Below are 14,209 nucleotides of genomic sequence, written 5' to 3'. Positions count from 1 at the left end.
GTTTACGCCATTCCGATGCCATCTTTATCCGCCTTACTCAGGTAGTTATACAACGTTGATTTTGAGATCCCCATCATGTTGCAGATTTCCTCAACGGTATGCTTCCGTTCCTGATGTAACTTCAGTGTCAGTGCTCGTTTGGCGGGATTAAGCATGGTGGGCCTTCCTCCTTGCCGCCCTCTGGCACGGGCCGCAGACAACCCTGCCTGAGTCCGTTCACGAGTGAGGTTTCGCTCAAATTCGGCTAATGCACCAAACAGATGAAACACCAACCGCCCCCCACTGGAGGTGGTATCGATATTCTCCTGTAGACTGCGTAATCCCACTTGGATTTTTTCCAAACGGTCAATCAACTGCAGCAGGTTTTTGAGTGATCGGCCAAGTCGGTCCAGTCGCCATATCACGACGGTGTCCCCAGGTCGAAGGGTGTCGATCAATCGTGTCAATCCCTCGCGTTCCGAAAAGGCACCACTGACGGTATCTTCAAAAATCCGCTCACACTTTGCTTGTGTTAAAGCATCCCGCTGGAGGTCGAGATTTTGGTCATCGGTGGAAACACGGGCGTAACCGATCAACATACTATTCATTCCACTAAGTCTTAAAATTTGAGTATAGATGGAAAATGAATAGTGGAATGAGAAAGTGCACTCCTGCAATGCGGGTTTCGGATTGACTGGTGAGCTTAATGAATGAAGTCCAATAAACGACCGTTTTATGGACTTCTTCGTTGCTTCCAATAGTGATTTTTAGCTATCAGCTTTTATGGATTTTTTTATTTTAAAGTATCAAATAGGTAATTGACGTTTTTTGTTGTCTGCACTATGTTTAAATTGTACGGTTTTATTAAATAACGTTGATTATCCTCTAACCAATGGAAGGTGTTCAATGATATCAAAACTAATCGTAACTACTTTCATTATACTTACTATAAATTTAGCCCACGCGAATGGACAGATTAAATTTGCAGGCGCTATAACAGAATCCACATATCAGACTAATGATATTGGAAAACATCTAAAAAAAACCAACCGCTTAAGCGCAACCAAAAATTCCATTTATGATATAAAAAATAAATTATTTAACGTTAATATTAATTATCTTAATAAAGAAAAAACTTTCGCAATCACTCAGGTTAGTTATAAATAACAGAGAATTAAACTTTACAAATTTAGTGGAAGTGAAAGAAGTATGTTATGCAATACCATTGGATGCTACCCTTGCACACTGAACCAACAGAGTTCGGATTTTTTTGTTACCTCTTTTGCTAATCCCCAACAATGTCGTTCGACCTCCCGTGCTGTACTGTCGAGGTACCAACCCTGTTGCCGCCGCAAAGTCACGGCTGCTGGCGTATTGCTTCCCGTCGCCAATCTCAGTTGAAATAGTACTCGCTGTCAGCGTTCCGACACAGGGAATGCTCAGCAAACGCTGTCCAACCTCATCCTCGTCCAGCTTTCGCTTCAACTGGGATTCCAGATCTTTAATCTGCTCAACAAGATAGTGATAATGTTGTTGTAGTTTCAGCAATAACTGGCTGAGATAAAGAGGCAAACTATTGTCCTCAAGAATGGTACTCAGCCGACTAATAACGGCAGCACCTCGTGGTACGCTGATACCAAACTCCAGTAGAAAAGCATGCATCTGATTAGTTGTTTTTACCTTATCCTGAACCAGAGATTCACGAACACGATGCAGAGCCCGCATTGCCTGCTGAGATTCCGTTCTGGGCTGTACGAAACGCATGGACGGACGCGATGCAGCTTCACAGATAGCTTCGGCATCAACGAAGTCGTTTTTGTTGCTTTTAACGAATGGGCGGACAAATTGTGGTGATATCAGCTTTGGAAAATGCCCCAACTCTGCCAGCTTACGGGCCATAAAGTGGGAACCGCCACAGGCTTCCATCGCAATGGTTGTTGCCGGGCATGATGCCAGAAACTCGATTAGCTTTGGTCGGGTAAACTTTTTACGGTAAACAGCCTTCCCACGATGATCCTGACAATGGATATGGAAAGAGTTCTTACCCAGATCGATACCAATAAGCGCAATATTTTCCATGATGGTTCTCCGAATGAAAGCCTGTCCTCAGCATAGTACCGGGAAGGAGGGAGTGACCATCTCATTAAATATCCTACGTTAAGCCTGTTTTTTGTACAGACCACTATCCACTGAGCGTAATGAACGGTATTTACCCTGTCCCAGCTTAAGGTTTGTCCGCCAGACGTAATCCCCACTCAGATTGATGTGCTCCCATCCCAGCGGGGACAAATGAGAAATCAGTTGCTCATTAATCGGGATCCCTTTTCGTCTCAGGGAATCTATAGCTCTTTCTATATATACCGTATTCCACAGGGAGATCGCCGCAGTCAGCAACGTCAGACCACTGGCCCGGTAGCTCTGATTCTCCAGCCCCCGATCTCTGATCTCACCCAACCGGTGCATAAAGACCGCTCGTGCAAGCGCATTGCGGGCCTCACCTTTATTCAACCCTGCCTGTACGCGTCGGCGCAGTGATGGATCGCGAAACCAGTCCAGCATAAACAGTGCCCGTTCGATGCGTCCGATTTCCCTCAATGCCTTTGCAAGGCCATTTAGTTTAGGATAACTGGCCAGTTTTTTCATCATGAGCGATGCGGTAACAGTCCCCTGTTTTATCGAGCTTGCGAGGCGAAGTACCTCATTCCAGTGCGTCTCAATTTCTTTAAGATTCAGTGGTGTTGTGGATATCAAAGATTGAAGTCCCGGATAACGCTCAGCCTTTCCCTGAATAAAAAGCCGCTTGTCGTGAAGATCCCGGATCCTTGGGGCAAAAGCGAATCCGAGCAGATGCATCAGTGCGAAAACATGCTCCGTAAAACCTGCGGTGTCGGTGTAATGCTCTGTAATTTCCAGATCACTTTCGTGATACAGCAGACCATCAAGTACGTGGGTGGAGTCCCGCACGCGGCTGATTACTTTGGTGTAAAACGGGCTGTACTGGTCCGAAATATGCGTGTAAATCTGCACGCCTGGCTCCTGTCCATATTTCAAATTGACCTGACCGGCATAACGCCCGTGACTGCCAACCCGAAAGTTCTGCCCGTCAGACGATGACGTTGTACCATCGCCCCAAAATGCAGCCAGATGCCGCTGTTTCTGAGCATTAACCAGCTCAGCCAGCGCGGCTGAATAGGTTTCATCCCTGATGTACCAGGCCTGAATGCCCTCCAGTGACGATTTTGTTGTTCCCGGACAGGATTCGGCCATTTTTGTCAGTCCCAGGTTGATCCCATCGGCCAGGATGGTGGTCAGTAACAATTTTCTATCTTTCGGCCTGACGTTATTATTTTTGAGATGCGTGAAATGGCGTGTAAAACCGCTCCAGCCGTCCACTTCATCCAGCATTTCCGTAATTTTAGGATGAGGCAACATACCGTAAACCAGATCGGCAAAAGGGGATGCTGCTGAAGGGACACTGTTATCCAGCGGGGTAATTTTCACACCTTTATCCGATATATCAACATCAGGCAAATCACCGGCCAGCGCCATCGCATTCACTTCCTCCAGGCGCGATGTCAGAAGCGTCATACGGCTCTTGATGTATTCATGGCAATCGGTCGGAATGGCAAGGGATAACTGATTGTCCCGAAGTGATTTTTCAAAATCGTCTGACGGGATCAGATAATCATCGAAATTCCTGTAGCGACGCGACCCCTTTATCCAGATATCGCCAGAACGTAATGCTCCCTTAAGCTCGTTCAGCACACAAAACTCGTAATATTTGCGGTCAATGCCGGTGGGAGTGAGCACAGCCTTTCTCCAGCTTTCCGGGATGAATCCGGTTGGCGCGGAAAGCGGTACTTTTCGGAGTTGTTTCCGATACATCTCTCTAACGGTATCCAGCGCGGCACTGAGCTGCATTGCGGCGGGTGCCGCCCTGAACTGCAACGCGGACAGCATCCTGGGGGCGTATTTACGCAGCGTACTGTATTTTTCTGTGATCAGATGCAACGGGTCGAAGTTGTCCTTACGTGACAGGAAGCGCGTCTCTTCCACGCTGTTGATAAACTCTTGCCATGGAAGGACGTCTTCTATTGCGGCCCAGGGATCTTCACCAGACTCTCTGGCGTTAAGTAATGCCTGCCCAATGGTAACGTATTGCTTCAGCTTACTCTGAATCAGCTTTCCGGTTTGCTGAAGCCGTTCGGCCTGCGTGCGTTTTGCCCTGCTGAACAGACTGCCCAGAATACGCTCGTGCAGATCAATCACTTCGTCAGTCAGGGTGGCCCTGGCTTCCGATATGACACAAACCAGCGAGGCATAACGGCGAACATCCGTGAATTTTGCCAGGTCCCGGCTACTCATTTTCCTGCCTTCGCGTGCGAGTTTCAGGAGCCGGTTCTGGTGAACGGAAAGCGCAATACCGTCAGGTAGTGCCAGCGCCTCAATCGCATTTAACCGGTCGATATGTTGGAGGACATTTTTACCATTAATTTTCCCCGGAGGCTGGAGCAGCCAGGCCAGCCGTGAGGGTTGCTCGCTCTCAGATACCAGCAGACGGTCCAGTGCCGCTTTGTGCCCTGGTTCAAGCTGCGCGGTAAGCGCAGAAAAAACCGCCCTGTCGGCAAGCGTTGTTGCTTCGGCCAGGGTCCGCTCAATGACATCAGCAGAGGGGAAAATGACATTATTATTGTGAAGCCAGGAGAGCATTTCTTCCGCAAGTAAAAAACCTCTGTCTGTCCGCATGGCGTGGGGATAAAGGTGGCGAATGCAGATTTTTTGCAGCGCACGGTTGAAGGGGGACAATTCCAGGTAGCGGTAGAGTTCAGCCAGATGCTCCCAGCGGGTGACCTCTCTTGATGCATACTCGGCCCACAAATCAGGCTGAAGTTTCAAGTGAGCCGCAAGCCGGGAAACAATCCCGTCGTGAGGGGGTATATTTTTGTCGGGAGGAAACCCCGGCCCTCGCAAATAACAGAGTAAAACAGCAAAGCCCAGGCGATTTGCAGGTCTGCGGTGTTTACTTATAAGAGCGAGGTCAGGTTCACTCAAAAAACACATGCGCATCAGAAGAACATCATCGTCTGGCACAACCAACAAGCGCTCTTTTTCTTCACTGCTGAGTATTTGTCTCCGTGGCATAAATGCTTCCTCTGCATATAGTTGATTTTAGTTATCGCTTTACACTGTACGAAACCGGTCGGTTTCGTACACCTATCATCAATGCTGTCCGAAAGTCAGTGAATTTACTATCGTACATGCGTTATAATTCGTACATCCTTTTCGTACAGAAAATATCACTATGTCACGAGTTTTTGCCTACTGTCGTGTCTCTACCCTGGAGCAGACAACCGAAAATCAGCGAAGAGAAATTGAGACGGCGGGTTTCGTTGTTAAATCTCAGCGACTGATTGAAGAACACATCAGCGGCTCAGTTGCCGCCAGTGAGCGGCCAGGTTTTTCTAAACTGCTCGACCGGATGGAAAATGGCGATGTGCTGATTGTCACCAAACTTGACCGTCTGGGACGCAATGCGATGGATATCAGAAAAACGGTGGAACAACTGGCTGCTTCAGATATTCGCGTTCATTGCCTAGCCCTGGGCGGGGTGGATCTGACCAGCCCGGCAGGAAAAATGACCATGCAGGTCATCTCTGCTGTGGCGGAATTTGAAAGAGATTTGCTGCTTGAGCGTACGCACTCTGGTATCGCGCGAGCAAAAGCAGCCGGAAAACGGTTTGGACGTCCTTCAGTACTGAAGGACGAACAGCAACTTACGGTGATTGCACGGATTAACGCCGGAATAAGTATCAGCGCCATTGCGCGGGAATTTAATACTACCCGGCAAACCATCCTCCGGGTAAAAGCAGGGCAGCAATAATCCTGAGTGTAAATACAGCTCAAAACCTCTTAGCTGGATGCTCTGCTATGTGCCAGAAACGGCCATTTAAATGATTCAAGAAAGCGCTATTCCAGGCTGATTAATATTCTGCCGATAGTCTTTCCCTGCTCCATAGCCTCATGACCAACGGCAATATCAGCAAGAGGAAGCGTTAGAGCGATCTCAGGAGTGTATGCCTCCATTCTCAGACAGGCTGTGATATCACGGATGGCTTCGTTTCGTGCTTCTTCCGGCATGGTATAGACAAATACAAAACGAAAGACAAAACCTTCAAACATTGTTTTCAAAAAAGGAATATGCAGCTGAGCCGATGGCTCTTCAGAGGCATAGGCACTAATGACACCGGATTTTTTCAGGCAAGTCACATCTGTATTGAAGTTACTGACTAAGTCGACATCGACAATTCGATCAACACCGAATCCACCGGTTGCTTGTTTGACTCGCTCAGCCACATCTTCGGTACGCCGGTTAACAATAATATCGGCGCCAAGTTTACGAACGACGTCTTCTTGCTCCGGACGACTCACAGTGGTTATAACTCTTGCCCCAGACCATTTACTCAGAAGAATGGCTGCTGTTCCTACAGCCCCTGCACCGCCCTGAATCAGTACCCATTTCCCACGTAAATCTCCATCGGCAAACAAACAGCGGTGTGCTGTCATCGCGGGAATACCGAGGCATGCACCTGTTTCAAAAGAAACATTGTCCGGTAATACAACGGCATTTTGTGAAGGGATAACAACATATTGTGCAGCGGTTCCAAAAGCACGCCCTGATTGTGCCTCATAAACCCACACTTTCTGTCCAACGCGCTCTGCCGTAACTCCAGCTCCGACCATATCAATCACGCCAGAACCATCCTGATGCGGAATAATTCGTGGAAATTTCTGTTTTGATCCCGCAAATCCAGTACGAGATTTGATGTCAGTCGGATTGAGTCCGGAGAAGGTGATGCGGACGCGCACCTCACCTGGTCCAGGGATTGGGTCGGGTAACTCGCTTATCAACAAAACATCATGTGCTGCACCGCACTTTTCATAAAATGCTGCTTTCATTCCATTATCTCCATCGATCCCATTAAATATTTCGCCAAAAGGTTATGTGATAATCAGTCCAAGAGTATAAAATCGCAAGTAGGCACATTTTTATATATAGGTGTATTTTTTACACTAATGGGATAGGCATGAAATCAAAACCGTTTAACTGCCCGGTAGAAGTGACCATTGCCGTGGCTGGAGGAAAATGGAAACCTCTGATTATTTTCCATTTAATGTCAGGTACTAAACGGTTTGGGGAACTCCGTCGGCTCGCAGGGAATGTATCTCAGCGTTCGCTGACGCTACAGCTTCGGGAACTGGAATCGCATGGCATCATAAACAGGGAGGTCTTCGCTGAAGTGCCGCCACGGGTCGAATACTCCTTGACTCAATACGGAAAAACTCTGGAGCCTGTTCTGCATGCAATGAAAAATTGGGGGGATTCATATGTGGATCGTAATGGGATTAAATGTGTTCAGCTGGAAACGCCGGTCGTTAATCTGGATAGCTCTGTAAGTTAAGCGGGAGTCCGCGTTCTATTGGCGACATTGCGCGTGAGTCCTGGTCAGAGGTGCGATGTGTACCCACTCGTTAGACATCCAAGTGTAAATGTCTCATCAGTAAAGTGGTTACTTCAACGGCTCAATACACTGTGATACCAATTTCCGCTTTTCGCTCAAAGCTGCCTGTCATTCCTGCTTAAAAAACAGGCTTAACGTAGGATATTTAATGAGATGGTCACTCCCTCCTTCCCGGTACTATGCTGAGGACAGGCTTTCATTCGGAGAACCATCATGGAAAATATTGCGCTTATTGGTATCGATCTGGGTAAGAACTCTTTCCATATCCATTGTCAGGATCATCGTGGGAAGGCTGTTTACCGTAAAAAGTTTACCCGACCAAAGCTAATCGAGTTTCTGGCATCATGCCCGGCAACAACCATTGCGATGGAAGCCTGTGGCGGTTCCCACTTTATGGCCCGTAAGCTGGCAGAGTTGGGGCATTTTCCAAAGCTGATATCACCACAATTTGTCCGCCCATTCGTTAAAAGCAACAAAAACGACTTCGTTGATGCCGAAGCTATCTGTGAAGCTGCATCGCGTCCGTCCATGCGTTTCGTACAGCCCAGAACGGAATCTCAGCAGGCAATGCGGGCTCTGCATCGTGTTCGTGAATCTCTGGTTCAGGATAAGGTAAAAACAACTAATCAGATGCATGCTTTTCTACTGGAGTTTGGTATCAGCGTACCACGAGGTGCTGCCGTTATTAGTCGGCTGAGTACCATTCTTGAGGACAATAGTTTGCCTCTTTATCTCAGCCAGTTATTGCTGAAACTACAACAACATTATCACTATCTTGTTGAGCAGATTAAAGATCTGGAATCCCAGTTGAAGCGAAAGCTGGACGAGGATGAGGTTGGACAGCGTTTGCTGAGCATTCCCTGTGTCGGAACGCTGACAGCGAGTACTATTTCAACTGAGATTGGCGACGGGAAGCAATACGCCAGCAGCCGTGACTTTGCGGCGGCAACAGGGTTGGTACCTCGACAGTACAGCACGGGAGGTCGAACGACATTGTTGGGGATTAGCAAAAGAGGTAACAAAAAAATCCGAACTCTGTTGGTTCAGTGTGCAAGGGTATTCATACAAAAACTGGAACATCAGTCTGGCAAGTTGGCCGATTGGGTCAGGGAGTTGTTGTGCCGGAAAAGCAACTTTGTCGTCACCTGTGCTCTGGCAAACAAGCTGGCCAGAATAGCCTGGGCACTGACGGCGCGACAGCAAACTTACGCAGCATAACGGCATAAATACACTAGTTTAAACAATCACTCATCTGGTTTTGCGAATACTGATATTGATGATACTAACGGCCCACCGGCCTGTTGAGGAACCTGTAAAACGGAAAGGCTCATTGAAGCCGTATATTTTCTTGAGGTTCATCAGGCGCGGAACTCATCGAGGCGCGGGAATAAAATCCCATTCAGACGCCGGATAGATTCAAGCAAGCCAACTTATCGTCGAAATCGGTGTTGCAAAAACGGGAGTGACCATAGATTCCGTTTTCCAAGCGGACCCCTTAAGGACCGCACTGACTCTATCAGGCTGGTGAATGATCACTGGCTCTATAATCGCTCTTAAGGCGAATCGGATTAAATCACTGCCACTGAATATAACAATATCTCTCATAAATCACCTTTTGCATTTAAATTATCTAACGATTAATTGAATAAAAAACAGTTAAACGCAAAATCAAATATCTGGTGTGGATTAAAGAGTGTGCGTTGAGACCTTCCTTGGTCTCTTTATCCATCGTGGTTTAATAGCGGTTAATCGTAAAAATATTTTCCTGTCAGAACAATAAAAATCACCGTTACGCTCAACAGCCTCAAATTACGGACTTATTAAGTTCAACGTTATTTATCCAACACGCCATGGGAAATTCACTTCCCTCGGGCGAGGTTAATAACGCATTCGACGTAGGACATTAATAATAATTGATCAAGAACACGGCTTTACCATTCGCTTTACCCGGTGTGACGTTCGCTTCTGTTTGAATATAACGGGCAGACAGCGGAACACGGATTGTAGAACTGCCGTCTTTTGGCAGCGTCACTGTTTGTTCTGCCGCAAAGTTAAACAGCGTTGGGGTTTGGCTACTACTTCCCCAACCAATCTGGATACCTACGCCCGATGCTGCACCGGATACCGTCGAGTCGATAGCCATAATCCCATTGGCGGCATCAATTACATTGGTAGCAGGTGTCAGGCGCACGCCAATACCGTTATTGAGCGAGTTGGATGGACTCCCCATTCCGGTATTGTAATCCATCAATATCGTCGTATTGGTACTGTTATAAAAACCGTAGAATCTAGGGCAATTTATAAGGTTAATTGACGCATCAATCCAAGGTGTTGTTGAGTTTATCCCCCTAAAAATTTCATTTTTGTCATAACGTCCCAATGCAACCGTGACATCTGGTGTGGTGCAGGTTTGCGTAGACACCGTCAGGGTTCCCTGAAAATTGATATTGTAAAAAGTAAACGGCAACCCGGTGACGGGAACAGAACCCGCATGAGTATTCACCGCGGGCTCAATCGCAGTCGTGATACTCGGGAAATTTGCACCGCTAATCGTAAAGCTACCGGGGGTAATAGCCCCCGTTTTAATGAGCGAGACATAACGTGTTGAACCGCCAAAATTCAAGGCGCCGCCTAATTCATTGCTTACCTGCCTTATAGGGTTTTCTACATCCGTGGTTACCGCAGGCCGGTTAACTATTATCGGATTGCCATCCGGGGTTCGTGAAATGGCCACACCAATCCCCGGAATATTGGTCTGATAGACGGCACCCGCAAACGGACCGGTCATCAAGCCGCTCAGAGGGAGTGGGGCATGGCTAATCAACGTTGAACTGCTGTACCAAAATGATTTACCTACATCAGCCTGCGCCCACTGGCACTCCATAAGCGTATTTTTCATCACCCAGGCCCCTTGATAAAGAACCGTCCCCACAGGAATATCGACCCCTGCCGAAATCACTGGTGGACTCAAGGGGACTGTTTCGGTTTGAGTCGAGCCAGCGGGAAATGAACAATTCGCCACGGCCCAGCTACTGGTACTGATAACACTTAACAAGAGGCCGCCAAACAGCCCACCCACTTTATTCATAGATAGTTTCATACATCATTGCCTCTTTTTCTGGCAGTAAACAGCATTGGGTTAGTGCCTTCCTGCAGCGTTATCGTCTTTTCCGCGGAAAAAATACGTCATATCGAAGCCTTTATTCACGAAGTGATTGCTCCTGAGGCACACAGGTCGAGGTAAACCGCATCATCGCGCTGGCTTTACCGTTGGCTAATTGCGGCGGCAGAATATAGTTCAGGTAACATTGCTGGCCGGTACCTTCACCCCAACTGACTTGCAAACGGCCACGCTCCTCGCTCACCCGCGCATAAATCTGACCACCCTGACCGACAGAACCCACTACCTGACCTTTGGTGTCTAACACTTGTGCGCCAAACGGCACCGGCTCGCCATCTGACTGGGTGGCATTGACCAATATTGGATAGCCCTTGGTACTTTTATATTTCACCATCACCACCGCACCGGCATTCGGCGCCACTTTCTGACTGGTGGATTCCAGCTCCACGTCATAAGAGGTCCCCTTCGGATCGATGGTTATCTCATTCATCTGATAGGCACTCAGATACGGCACCACGGCATAACCCCGTGAATCAATTTTCACGCCGGAGTAACCGGACACTTCGGCCCCTTCAGCGCCCTTCGCTTCCACCACCGCAAAGGTCTCACTGCTGTACGGCGTTAATGTCACGCCGCCGGGGTGGGCAATCATGCTGCCTGAAATGCCGACCGAGCCACTCTGATAGTCGCGACCGCCACCGTAAGACGCCATACTGGTGGCTTTAGAACCGCGGTACTGACCATTGACACTGCCACTGGCCCCCGAGCCGCCGTTGCTGTTCATGGCGGTTGCCCCATAACTGAACTGGCTTTGCTCGCCGGCACTGCCTGAAACCGATGCCTGTTCGCCCCAGTTGCCCTGACCATTGCGGTTCATTTCCAGTCGCATTTGCGGCACGTTCTGCTGGTCATTACGCCCCAACGGGAAACTCATACTGACCAGATAAGTATTTTGCATCTCGCCAAACCCGGAGCGGCTGCGGTTCACGCTGACGCCGTAGGTCATGCTTTTATAGTTGTTGCTGTAACCCACCTGATACTGCTGGTCACTGCCACCTTTATTCCAGTAATCCTGCAAAGAACCACTGATATACATCTGGCCCCAGCCGTCCGGTAACCCCTGATTGGCGGTCACGGTTAAGCGGTTTTTTGCCCGGTAGATACTGTTGGCGTCATAGCCCTGACGTTCGGCATCAAGGGTTTGCATCGCCGTGGCGAAATCGAGATAGCCCTGAGTCGAAAAGCGGTGCGCCGCCACACTCAGGTTACTGTTGGTTTCAGCAATCACCTTGCTGTAACTGACCTGATAGCTCTGGCCACTTTCATTGCCGTTACGCAGGCGGGTATTGGCCTGGGTCACGTCGACCGCCACCGCCCCAATCGGGGTACTGAACGCAGTCCCGACCTGCACGGCATAGTAGTCTTCACTGGCCTGCGCCCCGGTATAACCGGTAATGCTGTTATTCAGACCACGCTGATAGGTTCCCTGATAAAGACCTGGGGTAAAGGAGAGCGAATCATTGCGCACTTTACCCACCGTCAGGCTGTAGCGCTGCGAACCGGGGCGCAGCAATTGCGCCACTGCCGCAAACGGCACCTGGAAATTCTGTGTGCTGCCGTCGGCTTCACGCACCGTGACATCCAGATTGCCGCCGTAACCGGTCGGATAGAGGTCATCAATGATAAATTCGCCCGGCGAAACCGTGGTTTCATACAATACCTGACCACTCTGGCGCACGGTCACCAGCGCATTGGTGCGGGCAATCCCGCGCACTTCCGGCGCATAGCCACGCAGGGACTCTGGCAACATGCGGTCATCGGTGCTGAATTGTGCCCCAGTGAAAGGCACGGTATCGAATAACTGCCCGGTGGTATTGGATTGTCCCAGCAACACCCGGCCTAGCGCAGCCGGGACATCCCGCTGCACATAACTGTTAATACTGGTGTATTTGCTGTCACCGTCTTCTTGCCAGTTATACGAGCCGTTATGACGGAAATACCATGAGCCGAGGTTTACCCCGGTGTTAATCCCGGCAAAAGCCGAGTTAAATGTCTGTCCGTTGGCGGAGGAGCTGTAGCCATTGAGTGAATAGCCCAACATCCCTGATGTCACGCCGCTGTCCCACAAAGCCGGATTGACGGTGCCACGGGCGGTACGGAGTAACAGCGCTTGTGGAATAGTAATATCCAGCCGCTGTTCGCCACTGTCAAAGACCGCCTGGGCATCGGGGAGTAATGACTCCAGATCAACACAGCCGTCCTCTTTTTTCAGGGGGGCCAGTGATTCAGGCGGCAATGCTTCTGTCTTGAGATTAAGACTGGCAATGACCGATGAGGATAAGCAGGCATGGACACTTTTATCGTCGCGGGCCTTAAATTCCACATTCTCATTGCCAATCAGGGTATTGTTTAAATAAATGTCAGCCCGGTAAGTGCCGGGTAACACGCTGCCCCCTTTCGAGAAGCGGCTTAAATCAATGCCGGAACCACCGTGTTCGGTATTGAGAAAGATACTGTCAAACTCGGCCGACTGGGAATGGCCAGTCTGAGGGGATGCGTTGGCCTCAACGCTCTCAACAGCCAAAACAGCCGGCGATAAAAAAGCAGCAATAAGGGCAGCCGCCACGGGCGTTAAACGACCACTACGGGCAGACAATTCTGCAGAGAATGTGATTGCAGGGTGTTTCATTATTCAATTATTCCGTAGTGTACAGACGTATTCCGCCCCCACGAAATAAATGTGGTCATCAGCGGACGCTATGTATGACTGCTGTATATAAATTAAATTAAGGTTTAATGGGCTGACTCAGTTTATTAAGTGCGCCATAATCATTAATAAATTCAAAATCAACGCTATTCCCAGCGGTATTTCCCGGTAACGAAAAGGTCAGCGAATTATTAGGGCTAATCATTTGGCCTTCAACCGGCGCTGTTTTACTGCCCGTTATTCCCACCGTGACCAACGAAACATGAAACGGTGTCGGATTGGTGGCTTTAAGTCCGCCAGGGACGTTGGTCCAGACTAAAGATTGTGCGGCATCATTGGGATTACCGACCAAACCGGTAGGACGGAAGAACAATTTAATACGGGAACGGTAGGCCATCTGTAAATAGTTCTGGCTGCTACCCGCATCCGCTTTAGCCGGTATCTCTAAGACATTTAACCAAAAAACAGATTCTTTATCTTTTGGTAAAGCCGCACCGGTATAACTGATGCGCAGTGTCTGGCTTTTATTCGGCTCAACCCGGTTAATCGGGGGTGTCAGTACAAAAGGCACTTTTAGCGTTTCCGGGCGGGCATTCACATCCCCGTTGTCAATCCAGCTTTGTAATACCACCGGGCCGGTGCCTGTGTTATTCACCTTTACCGTCACTTCCTTTTGTTTTTCCGGATAAATTACCCGGGTGCCGGTAATAACCACACTGGCCTGAACAGCGCGTCCGACAAATAGAATCAAGAACAAGGCTGAGAAGACAGTTAATAAAAGACGGTTAGTGCTGTTCATAACAACCTCGACACTTAATGAATGTGTGCATGCTTTAATTTTAGTGCTTATCGTCAAAAAGGGCAGATATCTGCCCTTTTATA

At 48.8% G+C, this 14,209-nt stretch carries 9 protein-coding genes and 1 pseudogene; 3 read left to right on the top strand and 7 right to left on the bottom strand.

Annotated features, from left to right (window positions below; all coding sequences use genetic code 11):
• Positions 1-2 precede the first annotated feature (2 nt).
• The 3 genes and pseudogenes from HRD69_RS15430 to HRD69_RS15420 all read right to left on the bottom strand — a co-directional run bounded on the left by HRD69_RS15430 (position 3) and on the right by HRD69_RS15420 (position 5,121).
• Positions 3-578: a recombinase family protein gene (locus tag HRD69_RS15430; RefSeq protein ID WP_004874414.1), complete on the bottom strand. Its 576-nt coding sequence runs from the start codon at positions 576-578 to the stop codon at positions 3-5.
• Positions 579-1,215: 637 nt separating this feature from the next.
• Positions 1,216-2,058 (bottom strand): annotated as a pseudogene (locus tag HRD69_RS15425) (IS110-like element IS5075 family transposase); the annotation flags it as partial.
• Positions 2,059-2,136: 78 nt separating this feature from the next.
• Positions 2,137-5,121, bottom strand: a complete 2,985-nt coding sequence (locus HRD69_RS15420; RefSeq protein WP_032815639.1) for a Tn3 family transposase — start codon at positions 5,119-5,121, stop codon at positions 2,137-2,139.
• Between the two features lie 160 nt (positions 5,122-5,281).
• Between HRD69_RS15420 and HRD69_RS15415 the strand changes: the two genes are divergently transcribed.
• Positions 5,282-5,860, top strand: coding sequence for a recombinase family protein (locus tag HRD69_RS15415; RefSeq protein WP_004878189.1), 579 nt, complete (start codon positions 5,282-5,284; stop codon positions 5,858-5,860).
• A gap of 86 nt (positions 5,861-5,946) precedes the next feature.
• Here HRD69_RS15415 and HRD69_RS15410 read toward each other — a convergent pair whose 3' ends face one another.
• Entirely contained in the window at positions 5,947-6,936 is a 990-nt protein-coding gene (locus tag HRD69_RS15410; RefSeq protein WP_004878191.1) for an NADPH:quinone reductase, read from the bottom strand.
• Between the two features lie 128 nt (positions 6,937-7,064).
• Between HRD69_RS15410 and HRD69_RS15405 the strand changes: the two genes are divergently transcribed.
• The gene (locus HRD69_RS15405) at positions 7,065-7,439 is read left to right on the top strand and encodes a winged helix-turn-helix transcriptional regulator (protein ID WP_050413236.1); all 375 of its coding nucleotides are present in this window, start codon (positions 7,065-7,067) and stop codon (positions 7,437-7,439) included.
• 273 nt (positions 7,440-7,712) lie between these two features.
• The gene (locus HRD69_RS15400; RefSeq protein WP_172984585.1) at positions 7,713-8,717 is read left to right on the top strand and encodes an IS110-like element IS5075 family transposase; all 1,005 of its coding nucleotides are present in this window, start codon (positions 7,713-7,715) and stop codon (positions 8,715-8,717) included.
• A gap of 685 nt (positions 8,718-9,402) precedes the next feature.
• Here the strand turns inward: HRD69_RS15400 and HRD69_RS15395 are convergent.
• The 3 genes from HRD69_RS15395 to HRD69_RS15385 all read right to left on the bottom strand — a co-directional run bounded on the left by HRD69_RS15395 (position 9,403) and on the right by HRD69_RS15385 (position 14,126).
• Complete coding sequence (locus HRD69_RS15395) at positions 9,403-10,599, bottom strand: fimbrial protein (protein WP_032815442.1); 1,197 nt, start codon at positions 10,597-10,599, stop codon at positions 9,403-9,405.
• Between the two features lie 100 nt (positions 10,600-10,699).
• A complete protein-coding gene (locus HRD69_RS15390; protein ID WP_004877425.1) occupies positions 10,700-13,309 on the bottom strand; it encodes a fimbria/pilus outer membrane usher protein in 2,610 nt (869 codons plus the stop codon).
• 97 nt (positions 13,310-13,406) lie between these two features.
• Complete coding sequence (locus tag HRD69_RS15385) at positions 13,407-14,126, bottom strand: fimbrial biogenesis chaperone (RefSeq protein WP_004877428.1); 720 nt, start codon at positions 14,124-14,126, stop codon at positions 13,407-13,409.
• Positions 14,127-14,209: the final 83 nt, after the last annotated feature.

It is taken from the genome of Yersinia mollaretii ATCC 43969 (assembly GCF_013282725.1).
GTDB lineage: Bacteria > Pseudomonadota > Gammaproteobacteria > Enterobacterales > Enterobacteriaceae > Yersinia > Yersinia mollaretii.
This window is presented reverse-complemented; position numbering and strand designations above follow the sequence as displayed.

Bases quoted from the DNA above. Each gene is read 5' to 3' on its own strand.
- HRD69_RS15400 (WP_172984585.1), top strand. From the start codon at position 7,713: ATGGAAAATATTGCGCTTATTGGTATCGATCTGGGTAAGAACTCTTTC.
- HRD69_RS15405 (WP_050413236.1), top strand. From the start codon at position 7,065: ATGAAATCAAAACCGTTTAACTGCCCGGTAGAAGTGACCATTGCCGTG.
- HRD69_RS15430 (WP_004874414.1), bottom strand. From the start codon at position 578: ATGTTGATCGGTTACGCCCGTGTTTCCACCGATGACCAAAATCTCGAC.
- HRD69_RS15395 (WP_032815442.1), bottom strand. From the start codon at position 10,599: ATGAAACTATCTATGAATAAAGTGGGTGGGCTGTTTGGCGGCCTCTTG.
- HRD69_RS15385 (WP_004877428.1), bottom strand. From the start codon at position 14,126: ATGAACAGCACTAACCGTCTTTTATTAACTGTCTTCTCAGCCTTGTTC.
- HRD69_RS15390 (WP_004877425.1), bottom strand. From the start codon at position 13,309: ATGAAACACCCTGCAATCACATTCTCTGCAGAATTGTCTGCCCGTAGT.
- HRD69_RS15420 (WP_032815639.1), bottom strand. From the start codon at position 5,121: ATGCCACGGAGACAAATACTCAGCAGTGAAGAAAAAGAGCGCTTGTTG.
- HRD69_RS15415 (WP_004878189.1), top strand. From the start codon at position 5,282: ATGTCACGAGTTTTTGCCTACTGTCGTGTCTCTACCCTGGAGCAGACA.
- HRD69_RS15410 (WP_004878191.1), bottom strand. From the start codon at position 6,936: ATGAAAGCAGCATTTTATGAAAAGTGCGGTGCAGCACATGATGTTTTG.